Genomic DNA, 18,407 nt, shown 5'->3' on the forward strand with positions numbered 1-18,407 from the left:
ATATGTGATAGTAATATATGAATCAATGACATTGGAGGGGTTGAATGCATTTCGTAAATGCGAAGGGGATACTAACTGCAAATAATGGTTGTTGCGGTATGAATATATACCGTGGGTGCACACATGGCTGTATATATTGCGATAGCAGAAGCAAATGCTATCAGTTCACCCATGCCTTTGAGGATATTGAGGTGAAGCAGAATGCCCCAGAGCTTTTGGGGGCTGCTCTCAAATCTAAAAGAAAGAAATGTATGATTGGCACAGGTGCCATGTCAGATCCATATATGCATTGTGAAAAGCAACTAAAGCTCACAAGACAGTGCCTAGAAATCATTTCAAAATATGAATTTGGCATAGCTATTCAGACAAAGTCAGACAGAATTCTTAGAGACATTGAACTTTTGGATGAAATCAACCAGAAGGCAAAGGCGGTAGTACAGATGACGTTGACCACTTTTGACGATGGCTTGTGCGCAATCATAGAGCCAAATGTTTGCAATACAAAACGTAGAATACAGGTGCTAGAGGAGATGCAAAAGCGCGGCATTCCAACAGTGGTTTGGCTGACTCCAATTCTTCCTTTTATAAATGATAATGAAGAAAACGTAAATGCGATACTTAAGGAATGTATTCGTGTGGGGGTGAAGGGGATTATTTGCTTTGATATGGGAGTGACTTTGAGGGAAGGCGACAGGGAATATTTTTATGAAGCTTTGGATAGAAATTTCCCTGGACTGAAAGAAAAATACATTAAAACTTATGGCAATTCCTATAATGTACCAAGCCCTAACAGCAAAAAATTAATGAGCATATTTGAGGACACATGTGAAGCTCATAATATTCTTTATAAACCTAATGACTGCTTTAATTACTTGAATGACTTGCCGGAGAAATATGAACAGCTAACTCTAGATTTGCTATAATCTTATGCAGGGAAGAATTTTGGAATTGCTGGCGTATGGCTTTGCTATGTAACAATTATGAGGTTTATTATACTAAAAAAATGTGGAGGGCTAAGACAATGATTAAAGTTTATTGTTATGAAAGATGCACTACTTGCAAAAAAGCATTGAAGTGGCTTGATGATAATAAAATCAAATATGAGCTCATAGATATTAAAGGGAGCAATCCGGACAAGACGACATTAAAAGTTGCTTATGAAAAAAGTGGTCAGCCACTTAAGAAATTTTTCAATACAAGTGGACAACTCTATAGGGGAATGGAATTATCAAAGAAGCTTCCAGATATGAGTGAGGATGAGCAGCTTAATCTATTGGCAACGGATGGAATGCTTGTAAAGCGTCCTCTTGTAATAGGGGAAGACTTTGTTTTATTAGGCTTCAAGGAAGCAGAGTGGACTCAGACTCTCAAATAGAAAATCAAACGATATAGTGAGGTAATAAATGATATACATAGGCTGTCACTTGTCAGTGACAAATGGATATGAAGCAATGGGACGCCAGATGGTGGATTTTGGTGGAAACACATTTGCTTGGTTTACAAGAAATCCACGTGGTGGAAAAGCAAAGGATATAGAGCCAGAAGATGTTGAAAAGCTTCAGGAGATTCTTGAAAAAGAAAAGTTCGGGACCCTTGTAGCACATGCTAGTTACACAATGAATCTTTGTTCAGCAAAACTAGAGACCAGAGCAAACGCTCTTGATATGCTTAAGCAGGATTTACAGAGAATGGAACAGGTTCCAAATCAATACTACAATTTCCATCCTGGTTCCCACACAGGGCAAGGAGTAGAAACTGGTATTCAGCAGATTGCTGATGGACTTAATGCAGCTTTATTTGAAGACATGCACACTACAGTGTTATTAGAGACTATGGCTGGTAAAGGCTCAGAGGTAGGTAAAACTTTCGAGGAATTAAGAGAGATTATAGACCGCATAACGCTTAGCGATAAGTTAGGTGTTTGCCTTGACACCTGCCATGTATGGGATGGTGGATATGATATCGTAAATAACCTTGATGGTGTTCTTACTCAGTTTGATAAAATTGTCGGTTTGGATAGATTGAAGGCAATACATTTCAACGATAGTAAAAACGAATGTGGTGCGGCAAAGGATCGTCACGAGAAGCTTGTGCAGGGATGTATTGGAATGGAAGCAATGAAACGAGTTGCAACACATCCTGTTCTTCAAAATCTTCCATTTATTTTGGAAACACCAAACGATGATGCAGGATATATAGAAGAAATAGCGATTGTAAATAGTTGGATGTCTTGAGATAGCAGATGATGAGTTTTATTTATAAATTGATTTAATGCACTAAGAGCCATAGAAAGTTTTGTAAAAAAGTAAAACATATAGAAGTACTAAGTGTTGTTTCGTAAAAAACGACACTTTTCTTTATTGTGTTGTATATAAGACGACTGTTAGATAAAATGCTTACTGGATGTATGAATGTAAAGGGGATGATTTAATAATGGTTCTATTAGTTATTGATGTACAAAAAGGAATTACAGACGAGAGATTATACAATTATAAAGAGTTTATAGAAAACACATCAAGGCTGATACAGACAGCTCGTGATAATAATGTAGAGGTTATTTATGTACAGCATGACGACGGTCCAGGTACAGGATTTTCTGTAGGTGATGAGGACTATGAAATAGCAGATCAGGTTGCACCACTAGGTAATGAGAGGATTTTTACAAAGACTGTAAATAGTTGCTTTGGAAATCCAGATTTTGTATCGTATTTACAGCAGACTGGCACAAGAGAACTTATGATAGTGGGGCTTCAGACCAACTTTTGCATAGATGCAACAGTAAAGTCTGCTTTTGATAGAGGCTATAAGGTTATAGTACCAACTGGATGCAATTCAACATTTGACAATGATTACATGAATGCTGAAACTACATATAGATATTATAATGAGATGATGTGGCCAAAGAGGTTTGCCGACTGTGTATCTACCCAGGATGCAGAGCGTATATTGAAAAAGTAATTACTGATTGAACTGATGCAAGATGACATAATGTGTCTATAAAGAATGGAGACTAACATGAGAATAATAGAAAAAGCGACAGAAAAAGATAAAGACGAAATTCTTAAACTTTATAAATCACAGCTTGGTAGGCAGTATTGCCCTTGGAATGAATACTATCCTACAATGGAAGAGATAGATTTTGATTTATCTAGGGATGCTTTGTTTGTAATGAGAGAAGATGGCAAGATAATTGCTGCTATTTCAATAGATGACGATGATTCTGTTAATAATTTAGAGTGTTGGACATCCGAGTTACAGCCAGGCGGAGAGCTTTCAAGGCTTGCGGTTAGCCCGGATTGCCAAGGCAAAGGCTTGGCTAAAGAGATGATTGAAAAGGGCCTGGAAGAGCTAAAAAATAGAAGCTATAAGAGCCTTCATTTCCTAGTAAATAGGCATAATCTTAAAGCGCTTAAATGCTATTCAGCATTTAAGTTTAACAAGGTTGGGGAATGTGAGTTGTACGAGCAACCAATGCTTTGCTATGAGATGGAACTATAAATTGAAAGGACAGATAACGATGAATTACACAATAGAAAATGACAAATTAAAGCTTACAGCCTCAGAACATGGAGCTGAGATTAAATCACTTATTAGAAAAGCTGATGGCAAGGAGCTTATGTGGCAGGCAGATGCTTCATACTGGGGACGTACAGCGCCAGTGCTTTTCCCACTTGTAGGAAACTATTATCAGAAAAAGTCCGTATTCAAGGGACAGACATATGAGATGGGACAGCATGGATTTGCCAGAGATATGGATTTTATGCTGGGCAGACAGACTGAAAACGAGCTTGTTTTCTTACTTAAAGATAACGAAGAATCAAGAAAGAAATATCCATTTTCATTTCTTCTTATAATTACTTACAGATTGGAAAACGATACTGTAAATGTTGAATGGAAGGTCGAAAATCCAAACGAAGAAACTATGTATTTCTCAATTGGTGGTCATCCAGCATTCAACTGTGATTTAGATACTTATACACTCAGATTTGAAAAAGATGACCAGCCTAATTCTAAGGTTACAGCAAATATCATCGCAGGTGATGGCAGCGGCTGTCTTAGCAATGAACAGGAAACATTCGATCTTGATAACGGAGTACTTGGCATGTCAGATGAGCTTTTCAGCCGTGATGCTCTGATTATCGAGGATAGACAATCAGACAAAGTAACACTTGTTGATGACAATGGCAATGATGTGCTTGCTGTAAAGTTTGATGCACCACTCTTTGGAGTATGGTCTCCAGTAGGAAAGCATGCACCATTTGTTTGTATTGAGCCATGGTATGGACGATGTGATAGAGTAGGTTTTAATCAAAAATTAGAGGAACGTGAATATGGAAATATGTTAGGAATTACAGATATATTCCAGGTAAGCTTTGATATCCAGGTATTTTAAAAGTTTTTTAACAAATTTGATATACGTTAAATGCTATAATTAATCTGTACATTATGTGTAAATTGTTGAGCATTTTACAGAGGGCGGGAATTGAAGAAAAGATATATTGTTATCATCAATATTCTGATAGTAGGGTTGATTCTTTTCATTATCGCTGAATATGCAAATGATAGGGCATCAGAATCAAACCTTGCTTCAATTGCGTCTTTTGAGAAAATGACAACAACAACAGAGCAAATAGTTGCCAATTATTTAGAGGACGAGCAGCATTTGTGCGACATTTGGGCTAATTACATTAATGGGTCTGCTGATGACGGCACTCCAATGACTGTAGATGAGGCCATTTCTTATATTCGAAAAGCAAAAATTTCTCCTGAAATATCAGGTCATCTAATTTATATAGATGACGGTTCTATGGCGGGACTGTCTACCACCGCCAGATCAACAAATCCGTCGGATTTTAATGTGAATTATTCCAATATTGCTATTTTTGACAACCTTGAGATTAGTAATGTAAATGGTAAGGTAAATTTAACAAGGGCGTATACTAATCCTTTAAACGGCGTGCAATCTATTGCATTTTTGAATAATGTAAAGGTGATAGATGCTGAAACAGGAGCGCTGAGAGAAGGCCTTATCATTCGCGTGGTACCAGTAAGCCTACTTGAGCAGAAGCTTGTTTTTTTGAAGGGTGAGTATGAGAATGTGGAAATATCTTTGATTGACTGGGATGGGGACTATATGATTCATGGCAAATCCTTGAAAAACAGTAATTTCTTTGAATATTTCAAATCATATAATCCTATGTCGCCTCAGGAATATAACAAGGCTGTTGATACCATTCGTACAGATATAGGTACCATGCATATTCGAAATTCTAAGAATGAGGATTGTGTTATTTCTTACACTCCTTTAAGTAATTTAGATTCATGGTTTCTTGTGGCTTATATTCCTGCAGCTGAATTAACTGTGAGCAGATCAATTGATTGGACAATATTGGGAATTGTAACACTGGGACTTGTGATTTTACTTAGTTTCAATCTAATCATTCTCCGTAATTTTAATCGCAAGCTGACAATTGCTGCTAAGGCTGCAAATCAGGCAAATGAAGCTAAATCATATTTCCTATCAACTATGTCTCATGATATTAGGACTCCAATGAATGCCATAATTGGCATGAATGAAATGATTCTAAGGGATAGTAGGGATAATAGTATTCTCATGTATGCAGAAAACATTAGGGCTGCGGGGAATACACTTCTTGGAATTATTAATGATATTCTCGACTTTTCAAAGATTGAAGCAGGAAAGATGGAAGTCATTAATGTGGACTACAATTTTGTTTCCTTACTAAACGATATAGTAAACATGGTTCAGCGAAAGGCGGATGAGAAAGGACTAAACTTCCAGCTTGATGTGGATAACAATATTCCAATATGTTTGCACGGTGATGAAATACGAATTAAACAGATTATTATTAATATTCTTTCCAATGCTGTTAAATACACCAAGGAAGGTAGCGTTGTTTTCTCCATCAATAGCACTAAATGTGATGATGATTACGTAATGCTACATGTCAATGTAAAAGACACTGGTGTAGGAATCAAAAAAGAAGATCTTGATAGGCTATTCGTTGCCTTCGAAAGAATTGAGGAAAAGAAAAATAGAAATATTGAAGGTACAGGCCTTGGAATGGCTATTGCCCAAAGCTTTCTTAACATGATGGATAGTAAAATTCAGGTGGAAAGTGAGTATGGCAAAGGCTCTACATTTTCCTTTGACTTAAAGCAAAAGGTTGTGAAATGGGAACCACTTGGTGAATTTGAAGCTGCTTTTAAACGTTATCTCATGGAGAGAGAACAATATCAGGTATCCTTTGTTGCTCCAGAAGCGAAAATCCTGGTGGTTGATGATAATGAAATCAATCTAAAGGTTTTTGTAAATCTGCTTAGGGAAACAAGGATGCAAATAGATACAGCCGATAGTGGAGACTCAGCAATTGTTCTTTATAAGCGCAATTTTTATGATGTAATCTTTTTGGATCATATGATGCCAAATAAAGATGGCATCGAAACCATAAAGGAAATGAAGGAGTGTGAAGATACTCCAAACCAAAGCACCCCAATTATTTGCCTTACCGCAAATGCGGTATCTGGAATGCGGGAAATGTATATAAAAGCAGGCTTTGATGACTATCTTACAAAGCCTATTGATACCGGCAGGCTAGAGAGTATGCTTTTAAACTATTTATCCACAGACCTAGTAAAGACGCCAGAGAATGAACCGGCAAGGAAATACAGCGTTCTTGTAATTGACGAGGATATTGATTATTTGCGAAGGATAAAAGAAAAGCTGTCAGAGCTGTATGAAGTGGTGGTAGTTAAATCTACAGAACAGGCCTTGGCATATTTCAAGAATCATGAAGCTGATTTAATACTAATGGATTCTCAACTGCCGGAGCTTGCTAATATGGATAAAGAAAAAGTCCTAACAGGGCATTTTAAGGAGATGAGCCTAGAGGACGTTTATGCACTGGTTAATGAACGTTTTGGTCACATTTGAAAGGAGCGAGCATGGAAAAAAACATTAAGACATTTTTTTCGAAAGCTCTTGTAGCAATGTTGATATTTAGTGCAGTCGGCTGTGGTCAGAATGAAAATCAGAACCAAATGGAGAACATATGTGACGGTGTAAAGGAAGCGGAGACAACAACTGTTTTTTCTCCTAAATTTTCATCTGATACTGAATATAAGGTATCTGTGGTTGGAAGCTACTCCAATTTTGAATCCCTGGAAATCACTATCGAGAAATTCTATGAAGTGTATCCAAATGGAGAGATTGAGTATACATACCTTGATGATTACAGAAATACAATAGGACCGGCACTAGCAGGGCAGGAGCCACCTGATATTTATGTTGTTCAGCCATGGATGTATGGTGATGAACAATTTACTCCTTTATTTGATGGAGCAGAGGTGCTCTCAGATCCTAAACTAGATATCAATTTAGATTGCATCCGTTCAGGCTTAAAATGGGAAATGGATAACGGAGAAATACTGACACTTCCAGTATTTGCCACATCCTGTGGAATGCTTGTTAACATGGACATTTTTGAAAAAGAAGGACTTGAGGTTCCTACAACTTTTGAAGAATTAAAGGCTGTATGTGAAAAGCTAAAGGAAGCAGGCTATGAATCTCCATTAATGGGAGCAAATACAACCACAACACCGGGTATTGCCTATAGCTTTGGCTATCCTATGTTTGCAAAAACAGTGAAGGAAGACAAAAGTGTCGAGGACGATTTAAATAATCTTGTTCCTTCAGCTGGTGAAGCTATGCGAGTATCTCTTGAACGTTTAAAAGAACTTGTGGATTCTGGATGTATAGATATAGAAAAATGTACTGAGGAAATCGAGGATGATTACAATGCGGTTGTTATGAGATTTTTTGAAGGGGATGTTCCAATGATGTTATGTTCTGGAGATGTTGTTTCTGGAACAAAAAAACGTGAAGGTCAGTCGGAAGCCTTTGCTGCAAATCCTTTCAAGTATAGTTTTTATATTGCACCTTCAGGAGATGATGGGGGTTATTATATGGATTCAGTTTCCATATTATTCTGTGTAAATAAAAACAGCTCAAATCTTGATATGACCAATGAGTTTATTAGGTTCCTAACAAGTGAAGATGAGCTCGGACTTATGGCACAAGAAAAAAGACTTATACCCCCTACCAAGGACTATTCAGTGGATGAAGTCTATGCTTCATTAGCGGAATTTCCAGAGGATAGAACCATTAATTTTAGAGACATAGAGCTTCTTGATACTACTGTAAAACAGTATCGAGCTGCAGCCTACGCAGTTGTAAATGGCGAAATGACTGTGGATGAAGCAGTGGCTAATTATGGCACAATACCAACGGAGTAGTTTAGAGCTGTTTTTGTATTTCTAGGGCAAGCTCCTTTGCTTCGTCATAGTCAAGATTGGAAACAAGCTTGTCTAAGGCTGTTATTTGTGCATAAAGCTCTTTGGTGCAATTGTAAGAAAGAAGCTGCTTGGCTGCATCCTCAGCGGTACCTAGGTCAAAATCATCTACAGCCTTGATGAGCTTATTTAATGTGGCTGTTATTTCAGCCCTGTCAAAACTGATATTAATATTAGGGCCCTTTATAGCAAATGGTGCAAGATAAGGCTTTAATGCTTTGAAGGTATTTAAGACACCTGGAGTAAGAGCTTTAATTTGCTCAATATTATTGTCCTTGCCTAATTTTTCTAGATTAAAGAATTCTTCACCAAGGCTTATGGCACCAATCATACGACAGGTTGTTTTGAGAGAATGTACCTCTATAGTGTAGTTTTGGATGTTTTCCTGTGAAAGGTAAGTCTCTACAAGGTTAATTTTGTCATCCATAAGTTTGTACACATCACCAAGAAGTTCAATAAAGAGTTCTTTAGAACCAGAGTTTTTGATAGCTTTTTCAATATCAATACCAGGAATGTTAATGTTCATAGATGGCCCTCCATGTTTTGAGTATACCACTATTAAAATGAGGTATAAACAGGTGTAAAATATCATTGCATAGAAGGAATTGTCATCGGGGAGGTTAAAATGATTCCACAGATTGTAGTTATAGACGACGATCCTATAATTTTAAAAAGAGCTTGGAATACTCTTACAAGTGCGGGACTTAAAGCGGTGGTTTTGAAATCCGGAAAAGCGCTCCTAGAGTATATAAAAGATAATCAGGCACCAGACCTTATTTTGATGGATATTAGTATGCCTGAGATGGACGGTTTTGAGACACTTAAGGAATTAAAAAAGTGTGAGGGCAGCTGGAGAGACACTCCTGTGATTTTCTTAACTGGAAATGAAGATGAAGACACTGAAACAAAGGGACTTTCCCTTGGGGCAATGGATTTTATTAGAAAGCCATTTGTTGCCAGTGTACTTGTGCTTCGTGTTAAACATGCTGTTGAGCTAGTAAGACTCCAGAGAAATCTTGAGGACATGGTAGAGGAGAAAACACGGGAGAATGAGAATCTTTTTCTACATGTCGTGGAAAGTCTGGCAGATGCCATTGATGCTAAAGATAATTACACAAAAGGTCATTCAGGACGAGTAGCTACTTATTCTAAGGAAATAGCAAAAAGATATGGATATGACGAGAAACGTCAGGAACAGATTTTTATGATGGGGCTACTTCACGACGTAGGGAAAATTGGAGTTCCCGATGAAGTGATTAATAAGCCTGGTCGCCTTACAGATGAGGAGTTTGCAAAAATAAAGAAGCACCCAGGAATTGGTGGAAAGATTCTTGGTAACATAAAGGAAATGCCTGAGCTTGCAGCAGGAGCCAAATGGCATCACGAAAGATATGATGGCAAGGGATATCCAGAAGGACTATCCGGTGAAGACATTCCTGAAGAGGCAAGAATCATTGCAGTGGCAGATGCATACGATGCCATGACCAGTACTAGAAGCTACAGAGGGGCGCTTCCACTTGAGGTAGTTCGAGGTGAAATTGAAAAGGGAAAAGGAAGTCAATTTGATCCAAAGTTTGCGGATATCATGCTTGAAATGTTAAACACAATATCATAAACTAATATCCATTGAAATAGAGTATTTACAATAGGAAGAAGAGCATATGGGAAAAATAGGATTTAGTAACGAAAAATACACAGAAATGCAGTCAAAAAACATTAGAGACCGCATCGATCAATTTGGTGGAAAGCTTTACCTTGAGTTCGGCGGAAAGCTTTTTGATGATTATCATGCTTCTAGAGTTTTACCAGGATTTAAGCCTGATGCAAAAATAACAATGCTCAAGGAGTTAGCTGACAAAACAGAAATTGTTATTGCTATCAAGGCTGGGGACATTGAGAAAAATAAGGTTCGTGGAGATATTGGTATCACTTATGATATGGACCTTCTTAGACTTATTGATGCATTTACTAGCTACGGATTATATGTAGGCTCAGTTGTTCTTACACAGTTTGCTGAGCAGCCATCTGCAGTTGCATACGAGAAAAAGCTTAAAGCTCTTGGATTAAAGGTTTATAGACACTATATTATTCCAGGTTATCCATCAAATATTCCTTTCATCGTTTCAGATGAAGGATTTGGAAAGAATGATTACATTGAGACAACACGTCCACTTGTAGTTGTTACCGCTCCAGGGCCAGGTTCAGGAAAGATGGCTACATGCCTTTCACAGCTTTACCATGAGTCAAAGCGTGGTGTAAAGGCTGGATATGCTAAGTTCGAGACATTCCCAATTTGGAATTTGCCACTTAATCATCCAGTAAACCTTGCATATGAGGCAGCTACAGCTGACTTAAATGATGTTAATATGATTGACCCATTCCATTTAGAGGCTTATGGAAAGACAGTGGTTAACTATAACCGTGACGTTGAGGTATTCCCAGTTCTCAAGGCTATGTTTGAGAAGATTTCAGGGGAGTCTCCATACAAGTCACCTACTGACATGGGTGTTAATATGGCAGGAAATGCAATCATCGATGATGATGCATGTAGAAGTGCTTCTAATCAGGAAATCATTAGAAGATACTATGAGGCTACAGTTGCAAAGCGTAAGGGTGACGGAGCTGATTCTGCAATCCAGAAGCTTGAGCTTCTCATGGAAAAGGCTGGTATTTCGGTATCTGATAGACCTGTTGTTGCAGCAGCTAATATTAAGGCGGATCAGATTGGTGTTCCATGTGCAGCAATGGAGCTACCTGATGGCAAAATCATCACAGGAAAGACTTCAGAGATGCTTGGTGCTTCTTCAGCAATGATTCTCAACGCATTGAAGTATCTTGCTAAGATTCCTGATGAGGTTAAATTGATTTCACCAGAGGTTCTTACACCTATCATGACCCTAAAGACAAATTACTTGGGAGATAACAACCCACATCTTCATTTGAACGAGCTTTTAATTGCTCTTTCAATGGAAGCTATCAGCAGTGAAGATGCTAAGAAAGCATACGATTGTCTTCCTGAATTAGTAGGTGCAGAGGTTCACTCCTCAGTAATCCTTGCTTCAGTAGACGTTGGAGTATTCAAGCAGCTTGGCACTCACTTGACATGTGAGCCACGCTACGAAGGTAACAAATTGTACCACGAGTAATTGGAGAGGATTTCGTTCTCCTTCGAAACGTATATTGCCTAGCACCAAATCCCTAGCAATATTGATACAAAATAAGCAGAATTAATAATTACATAGTTTTTAATTGAGCAGATGAAGGTTTTTTCTTTTATCTGCTCTTTTTTGAATGCGCGAATATTTTTTTCTACTGGAATAATAGAAAGCAAGAACACTAGGCTGATAGGGCTAAGTATTTTAAACACCACCATTAGTATTACAGAAGCGTAGCAGCAATAATATAAAATTCCAAAGAAGCCAGTGGCTGTTTTTTGACCTATGTAATGAACTATAGTTAATCTATTTACAGCCTCATCTTTTTTTACATCACAGGTATTGTTTGCAAGCATAATATTTGATGTAGTAAAGGTCATAACAAGTGAAAATAGGAAAAAGCTAATAAGTGGCATTACTTCTAAAGATAAGCTGATTGTCTTTAGTGATAAATCAAGTGAAAGATAGTAGGTTGGATTATTAATGTAAAGCATTAAAAATGGAATAAACATACCATATGCGATTCCTGAAAAGACTTCACCTAGTGGAATTCTAGAGATAGGAATAGGTCCAAAGGTGTAAAAAATTCCAAGCATAAAGCAGAATGCACCAAGTAACAGAACAACTATACCTGTTTTGTATGCTAAATATAAACCTAAGATTGTGCTGATAGAAAGCATAGTGATTATTGCAATAAATGCATTTTTTCTTTTTATAGGCAGCATCTCTGGATAGTCCTTGCTATCAATGTAGTTGTTTATACCTGTAGTAGTAAGATCAAATATAAACATAGAAAAAAAGAACACTACCATCAATGGAGCATTAATAGGTTGTTTGGTGTATAAAATGAATGCAAGTGTGTTTATAAAAGCAAATAAACTAGTAATCTTTGTTTGAATTTCTACGAATTTTAAAAATCTCTTTATCATATAACTAAATTCCTTCCAAATAGATAATTTTGACCACAAATCAATATATATGTCTCATGGTTAGGCAACAAATAATTAAAATAGTTGCATCTAATTAAATTGTTGTTAAATTAATAACATAAAATATTGTTAAGTGCAACTATTCATGTTATAATGCATTCCTAAAAACGATGACGCACAATAATATTGCGCACGATTTGCATAATGTATAAAAAAGGAAGAAAGGAATTAACCATGACAAAGATTGTCGTAATTGGAGCAGGTTACGCAGGTGTACTTGCTACAAAGAAACTTGAAAAAAAGCTTCGTAAGAAAAAAATGGCAGATTCTACTCAGATAACACTTATTGATAAGCATCCTTATCATACAATGCTAACTGAGTTACATGAGGTTGCAGCTTGCCGTGTAGGCGAGGAAAGCGTAAAGATGAATTTGGACCAGATTTTTGCTGGCCGCAAAGTAGATGTAGTTCTTGATACAGTCACAAAAGTTGATTTCGAGAATAATAAAGTTCAGGGAAAGAATAATCAATATGACTATGACTACCTTGTTGTTGCAGCAGGTTCAAAGCCAACCTACTTTGGTGTAGAGGGAGCTGAGGAAAACAGCTATTCCCTTTGGTCATATGATGATGCTGTAAAGCTTAGAGATAGAATTCACGACTGTTTCAGAATGGCAGCTGATGAGACTGACCCAGCAAAGAAAAAGGAACTTCTTAGCTTCTACGTTGTAGGTGCAGGCTTTACAGGTGTTGAGATGGTTGGAGAGTTGGCTGAGTACACTCCAATTCTTTGCAAGAGATTCAATATCAATAGAGAAGATGTAACTATCGTTGATGTTGATGGACTTTCTCGTCCAGTGCCAATCTTGCCAGAAAAGCTTTCAAACAAAGTAGATAGACGTCTTAGAAAAATGGGTGTTGATGTAGTGATGAACGCCAGTGTAGTAGGTGTTGGTAAAAACTTCATCAAGCTTAAGAAGAATGATGAGATAACAGAGCATGTTGCTGGAACAGTAATCTGGACAGCCGGTATCGAAAGCTCAGAGATTACTTCTGAAATTGCAAAGGAAGTTACTAGCGGTGGTAGAGGTCGAATTCAGGTTGATGAAAATCTTCGTTCGGTTGATTACAAGAATGTTTATGTTATTGGTGACAACATGCTTTACACTGCACCAGGTGAGGAAAGACCAGTCCCTCAGATGGTTGAAAATGCAGAGCATTCAGCGGCTACAGTAGCAAAAAATATTGTTAGTGAAATTACAAAGTCAGGCAAGCTAGAAGCTTACAACCCAAAATTCCATGGCGTTATGGTTTGCGTTGGTGGTAGATACGGTGTAGCTAGAGGTGGAATGGCAAAGCATCAGATTAATTTTGCTTCATTCTTCGCTATGTTTGCAAAACACTTTATTAATATTATCTATTTCATTCAGGTAATGGGATGGACAAAAATCATTTCATACCTTAAGCATGAGTTCTTTACTATCAGAAATAATCGAAGCTTCTTAGGCGGACATTTTTCTAATAAAACTCCTAGCTTTATGCTAGTTCCATTACGTCTTTGGTTAGGTGCCGTTTGGGTATATGAGGGTGTAATGAAAATCTTAGAAGGTTGGCTTACTAAGCCAATGCTTTCAGGATTCTTTGGTGGTGCTAATGCTTGGTTTGATTCACTCCTTGGTAGAATGACAGAGACAGCAGATGCAGTAGCTTCGGCTTCTACAGAAGTTGTAGCTACAGTTGATGCGACAGCATCAGCCTCAACAGCTGCAGCGGCAGGTGCGGCAGATGCAGTAGCTTCAGCATCTACAGCAGTTTCTTCAGCAGCAGGTGCAGCGGCTGACGCAGTAGCTTCTGCAGGTACAGTTATTTTTGATTGGAACTTCAAACTTTTTGAGACAATTCTTGTTTCAGGCACAGATCTTGTTCATTCAACAATTTCTGATATTGCATTTAAGATTCAAGTTCCATTTGTAGATTGGTTTGTAGAAAACGTAGTACTCGCTTCAGATGGTATGACAATGTTCATGCAGATTTTAATAGTAGTACTCCAGATTCTCATCGGTCTTGGACTTATGGGAGGATGCTTTACATTCCTTTCAGCACTTGTTTCATTAGTACTTCAGGTAATGTTTGTAACAACTACAGGTTTATATTTGAATACGTTCTGGATGATTTTTGCCGGATTAGCTTTAGTTTTTGGTGGCGGATATACACTTGGAATCGATTACTACTTGATGCCTTTCCTAAAGAAAAAGTGGCAAAAGGTCAAGTGGGCGAGAAAGTGGTATTTGTATAATGATTAATCAAAAAATGGATTTTGAGACAGCCTTTAGTGAGGTTCAAAAAGAAGCTTCAAAGATTATTACATCTGGGCCAAGTCTTATAAATTCATATGTTTCATATCTTACAGATGTGACTGGAAAAATGATGCGTGCAAAGGCAGTTTTAGCCTGTGCCATGGATGAGGATGGTCTTGTTGACAGTGATGCAGTGAAATTTGCTGCAGCAGTTGAGGTTCTACATTTGGCCACATTAGTACATGACGACATTATGGATGATGCTGATACACGAAGAGGACAAGAGACACTCCAGAAAAAATCTGGCAAGAGAAATGCCGTGATTTGTGGCGACTTCCTACTTGCATCAGCAATTAGAGAAATCATTGATGTGGCTCAAAAGGATAATTACAAGGACTTCGATTTTTCTAAATATGTTCAGGATATTGCTTTAGGTGAGCTTAGACAAAACATTAATAATAGAAATTATCGACTTAAAACATTTAGATATTTGTCTATTATTGACGGTAAAACGGCAGCCTTGTTTGAGGCATCCTTCCACGCTGGGGCATTGGTTTTAAATGCTGATAAAAAGACTCAAAAGCTTTATAGAAGACTTGGTAGATATATAGGTATTATTTTCCAGCTAACAGATGACTGTATTGATTATGAAAATACAAAGGACAGTGCATTAAAGCCCGTCCAATCTGATTTTGAAAATGGTGTTATTACTCTACCTCTTATACATGCATTTGAGAATGACCCTACTCTTATAAAAAAGGCTGAGCAGGGAAGACTTTCAAAAGAAGAAGTGTTTGATGCTGTAGAAAAGCATGAGGGGGTAGCTTATACCCACAGTGTTGCAGAAAGCTATTTCGTAAGAGCAAAAGCAATTATTGATGAGCTGCAAATGTGCAACGCAAAGAAGCTTATTATAAGCAAACTATTAGATAGGGCATATATAGGCCTATCAAAATGATATTTATAGTGTTTTTTTCACTAGAAATATAGTACTAAATTTGGAGAGAAAGGAATAAAAAATGAAAAAGAATTTAGTCGCAATTATGTGTGTTGCAGCACTTTCTGCAACTGCACTTGTTGGCTGTGGTTCCAAGCAAGCTGACACAACTGCTACAACTGAAACTAATTCTTCAGTAGAGGCAACAACTGATGGAGCAACAGCAAATGTTGCTGCAGAGGGAGAACTTTTAACAGGTATTGGTACATCTGTATCAATCGCAGATTCACAGGACGCTACAGCAGATGCTGACGGTACAGCTCAGTGTGATGCTACAATCGCTGCTGTAACAGTTGATTCAAATGGCGCTATTGTTGAGTGTGTTATCGATATAGCACAGACAAAGATTGGCGTAAGCTCAGATGGAAAGATTACTTCTGATATCAATGCTGAGTATCCTTCAAAGAGAGAGCTTGGCGATGACTACGGTATGAAGAAGGCTTCTGTAATCGGTAAGGAATGGTATGAGCAGGCTGATGCTTTTGCAGCATGGGCTGTAGGTAAGACAAGAGATGAAATCAGTGGTATGGCTATCACAGATGGTCTTGCAGGTGATGCAGATCTTGCTGCTTCAGTTTCAATCCACGTGACAGGTTTCCAGGCAGCAGTTGTTGAAGCTATGGATAACGCAGTAAGCGGTGGTGCAGTAGCTGGAGACAAGCTTGGTCTTGGTGTTTCTACAAAAATCTCAAATTCTGTAGATGCAACAGCAGATGCTGATGGTACAGCAGAGGCTTACACAACAATTTCTGTTCTTACAGTAAATGGCGATGGTGTAATCACAAGCTCAATTCTTGATGCAGTTCAGGCAAAGATTACTTTTGATGCAACAGGTGTTATTACAGCTGATAAGAACGCAGAAGTAGCTAGCAAGAACGAGCTTGGTGATGCTTACGGTATGAAGGCAGCATCAGCTATTGGTAAGGAATGGAATGAACAGGCAGCTTCTTATGCTGAGTACACAGTAGGTAAGACTCTTGATGAAGTTCAGGGTACTGCTGTAGAAGAAGGTCGTGCAGCAGATGCAGATCTTGCAGCTTCAGTTTCAATTCACATTACAGATTTTAACTCTGTAATTGCAAAGGCTGTTGAAAGCGCAAAATAATTATTTTACAATGAGATAGCAATAGGGGAGTGTGCCTTTTGCACACTCCTCAATCTTTTTAGAAGGGTTTCCTTATGAATCGAATAAAAGCAGCATCTGTAATGCTGATAGTATTATTAATAGTATTTATATTGGCAGTTCAAAATGGATTACTTTCTAATAACAAGTCCGTTGATACTGCAGAAAAAACAAAATATACAGCTACATTTTTGGACATATTTGATACCCGTACAGAGATTGTTGGATACGGGGCTACTGAAGAAGAATTCTCAAACCAAGCGGAAATCATAAGAGAACGCTTAGTTTTTTATAATAATTTATTTGATATTTACAACGATTATGATGGTATTAACAATATTAAGACTGTCAATGATAATGCAGGTATTGCACCAGTAGAAGTGGATCCTGAAATAATTGATTTGCTTAAATTTAGTAAGGATATGTATGACTTAACCGATGGGAAGGTCAACGTAGCTATGGGCTCAGTACTTTCTATTTGGCATGAGCATAGAGAGTATGGAAGTAATAATCCTGAACGAGCAACTCTTCCTGATATAGAGGAGCTTAAAGAAGCAAATAATCATACTAATATTGAAGATTTGATAATTGATGAAGAAAACAACACAGTTTATTTAGCAGACCCAGAAATGTCACTTGATGTGGGAAGTACAGCTAAGGGATATGCAGTTCAAAAGGTTATGGACTATTGCAGACAGCAGGGAATGGACAATATTCTCCTTAGCTTAGGCGGTAATATTTCTGGGTTAGGAACAAGAATTGATGGAACTCAATTTAGAATAGCAATCCAAAATCCAGATATGGATAGTGACCAGGAATATATCGAAAAATTGGATATAACAGATGGCCAGTGTGTGGTTTCATCAGGTGATTATCAGAGATATTACGTGGTAGATGGAAAGGTCTATTGCCATATTATTAATCCAGAAACCTTGTATCCGGCAGAGACATTTGCTGCTGTTTCTGTACTAGCAGATGATTCAGGTATGGCAGACGCACTTTCAACAGCCCTTTATAATATGACAATTGATGAGGGGCTTGAGTTTGTAAATAGTCATGATAATATTGAGGCTATGTGGGTTTATCATGATGGCACCAAGGTATACTCAGACCATTTTGAGGAAAGTATCGTTAAATAAAGTATGAAAAAGAATGACATTATTTTAATAATTACAATATTAGTTATTACCTTTGCAGGTGTTTTGTTTATGGGTATACAGCAAAGGAAAAATACTGATGATAATGCTATGGTAGTTATTTCCATAGATGGTGAAGAATATGGAAGATATCCACTGAATCAGGAACACACTGAAAAAATAGAGCTGCCAGACGGTTCATTCAATACTCTACAGATTTCAGATGGATATGCAGATATGATAGAGGCTGACTGCCGAGATCAGATATGTGTTAATCATTTCCACATTCATTACTCAGGAGAAACTATAGTTTGCCTGCCAAATAAGGTTGTGGTAGAAATAGTTGGTGGCGAAGAGGATGACATTGACGGGGCAACACATTAGAAACAGGAGATT

General features: G+C 37.7%; 17 protein-coding genes. 15 read left to right on the forward strand and 2 right to left on the reverse strand.

Going from position 1 to position 18,407, the window contains the following annotated elements:
- The first annotated feature begins 44 nt into the window (after positions 1–44).
- From E7276_RS07900 to E7276_RS07935, 8 genes are all read left to right on the forward strand, one after another.
- On the forward strand, positions 45–923 hold the full coding sequence (locus E7276_RS07900; protein ID WP_294215983.1) for an SPL family radical SAM protein: 879 nt from the start codon (positions 45–47) through the stop codon (positions 921–923).
- A gap of 98 nt (positions 924–1,021) precedes the next feature.
- Positions 1,022–1,375, forward strand: a complete 354-nt coding sequence (locus E7276_RS07905; protein WP_294215985.1) for an arsenate reductase family protein — start codon at positions 1,022–1,024, stop codon at positions 1,373–1,375.
- A gap of 28 nt (positions 1,376–1,403) precedes the next feature.
- A complete protein-coding gene (locus E7276_RS07910; protein WP_294215988.1) occupies positions 1,404–2,234 on the forward strand; it encodes a deoxyribonuclease IV in 831 nt (276 codons plus the stop codon).
- Between the two features lie 199 nt (positions 2,235–2,433).
- On the forward strand, positions 2,434–2,958 hold the full coding sequence (locus tag E7276_RS07915) for a cysteine hydrolase family protein (protein WP_294215991.1): 525 nt from the start codon (positions 2,434–2,436) through the stop codon (positions 2,956–2,958).
- Positions 2,959–3,015: 57 nt separating this feature from the next.
- A complete protein-coding gene (locus tag E7276_RS07920) occupies positions 3,016–3,498 on the forward strand; it encodes a GNAT family N-acetyltransferase (protein ID WP_294215993.1) in 483 nt (160 codons plus the stop codon).
- A gap of 19 nt (positions 3,499–3,517) precedes the next feature.
- Entirely contained in the window at positions 3,518–4,393 is an 876-nt protein-coding gene (locus tag E7276_RS07925; protein WP_294215996.1) for an aldose 1-epimerase family protein, read from the forward strand.
- 90 nt (positions 4,394–4,483) lie between these two features.
- Positions 4,484–6,955 (forward strand): response regulator, encoded by a 2,472-nt coding sequence (locus E7276_RS07930; RefSeq protein ID WP_294215997.1) that lies wholly within the window; start codon positions 4,484–4,486, stop codon positions 6,953–6,955.
- An 11-nt stretch (positions 6,956–6,966) separates the two neighbouring features.
- The gene (locus E7276_RS07935; RefSeq protein ID WP_294215999.1) at positions 6,967–8,316 is read left to right on the forward strand and encodes an ABC transporter substrate-binding protein; all 1,350 of its coding nucleotides are present in this window, start codon (positions 6,967–6,969) and stop codon (positions 8,314–8,316) included.
- Between the two features lies 1 nt (position 8,317).
- Here E7276_RS07935 and E7276_RS07940 read toward each other — a convergent pair whose 3' ends face one another.
- Complete coding sequence (locus tag E7276_RS07940) at positions 8,318–8,899, reverse strand: Hpt domain-containing protein (protein ID WP_294216002.1); 582 nt, start codon at positions 8,897–8,899, stop codon at positions 8,318–8,320.
- Between the two features lie 99 nt (positions 8,900–8,998).
- On the opposite strand from E7276_RS07940, the gene E7276_RS07945 reads away from it, so the two are divergent.
- Both E7276_RS07945 and E7276_RS07950 read left to right on the forward strand, forming a co-directional pair.
- Complete coding sequence (locus E7276_RS07945) at positions 8,999–9,988, forward strand: HD domain-containing phosphohydrolase (protein WP_294216005.1); 990 nt, start codon at positions 8,999–9,001, stop codon at positions 9,986–9,988.
- 46 nt (positions 9,989–10,034) lie between these two features.
- Positions 10,035–11,519 (forward strand): DUF1846 domain-containing protein, encoded by a 1,485-nt coding sequence (locus tag E7276_RS07950; RefSeq protein WP_294216008.1) that lies wholly within the window; start codon positions 10,035–10,037, stop codon positions 11,517–11,519.
- A 38-nt stretch (positions 11,520–11,557) separates the two neighbouring features.
- Here E7276_RS07950 and E7276_RS07955 read toward each other — a convergent pair whose 3' ends face one another.
- Positions 11,558–12,457, reverse strand: a complete 900-nt coding sequence (locus E7276_RS07955) for a UbiA family prenyltransferase (RefSeq protein WP_294216011.1) — start codon at positions 12,455–12,457, stop codon at positions 11,558–11,560.
- A 234-nt stretch (positions 12,458–12,691) separates the two neighbouring features.
- Between E7276_RS07955 and E7276_RS07960 the strand changes: the two genes are divergently transcribed.
- The 5 genes from E7276_RS07960 to E7276_RS07980 all read left to right on the forward strand — a co-directional run bounded on the left by E7276_RS07960 (position 12,692) and on the right by E7276_RS07980 (position 18,395).
- Complete coding sequence (locus tag E7276_RS07960) at positions 12,692–14,761, forward strand: FAD-dependent oxidoreductase (protein WP_294216013.1); 2,070 nt, start codon at positions 12,692–12,694, stop codon at positions 14,759–14,761.
- Complete coding sequence (locus E7276_RS07965) at positions 14,754–15,713, forward strand: polyprenyl synthetase family protein (RefSeq protein ID WP_294216016.1); 960 nt, start codon at positions 14,754–14,756, stop codon at positions 15,711–15,713. The genes E7276_RS07960 and E7276_RS07965 overlap by 8 nt, the downstream gene beginning before the upstream one ends.
- A gap of 61 nt (positions 15,714–15,774) precedes the next feature.
- The gene (locus E7276_RS07970) at positions 15,775–16,857 is read left to right on the forward strand and encodes a hypothetical protein (protein WP_294216019.1); all 1,083 of its coding nucleotides are present in this window, start codon (positions 15,775–15,777) and stop codon (positions 16,855–16,857) included.
- Positions 16,858–16,931: 74 nt separating this feature from the next.
- Positions 16,932–18,014 carry an FAD:protein FMN transferase gene (locus E7276_RS07975; RefSeq protein ID WP_294216022.1) on the forward strand — a complete coding sequence of 361 codons (1,083 nt, stop codon included), beginning with the start codon at positions 16,932–16,934 and terminating at the stop codon, positions 18,012–18,014.
- 3 nt (positions 18,015–18,017) lie between these two features.
- Positions 18,018–18,395 (forward strand): NusG domain II-containing protein, encoded by a 378-nt coding sequence (locus E7276_RS07980; protein WP_294216024.1) that lies wholly within the window; start codon positions 18,018–18,020, stop codon positions 18,393–18,395.
- Positions 18,396–18,407: the final 12 nt, after the last annotated feature.

It is taken from the genome of Pseudobutyrivibrio sp., from assembly GCF_015057185.1.
Taxonomy (GTDB): domain Bacteria; phylum Bacillota; class Clostridia; order Lachnospirales; family Lachnospiraceae; genus Pseudobutyrivibrio.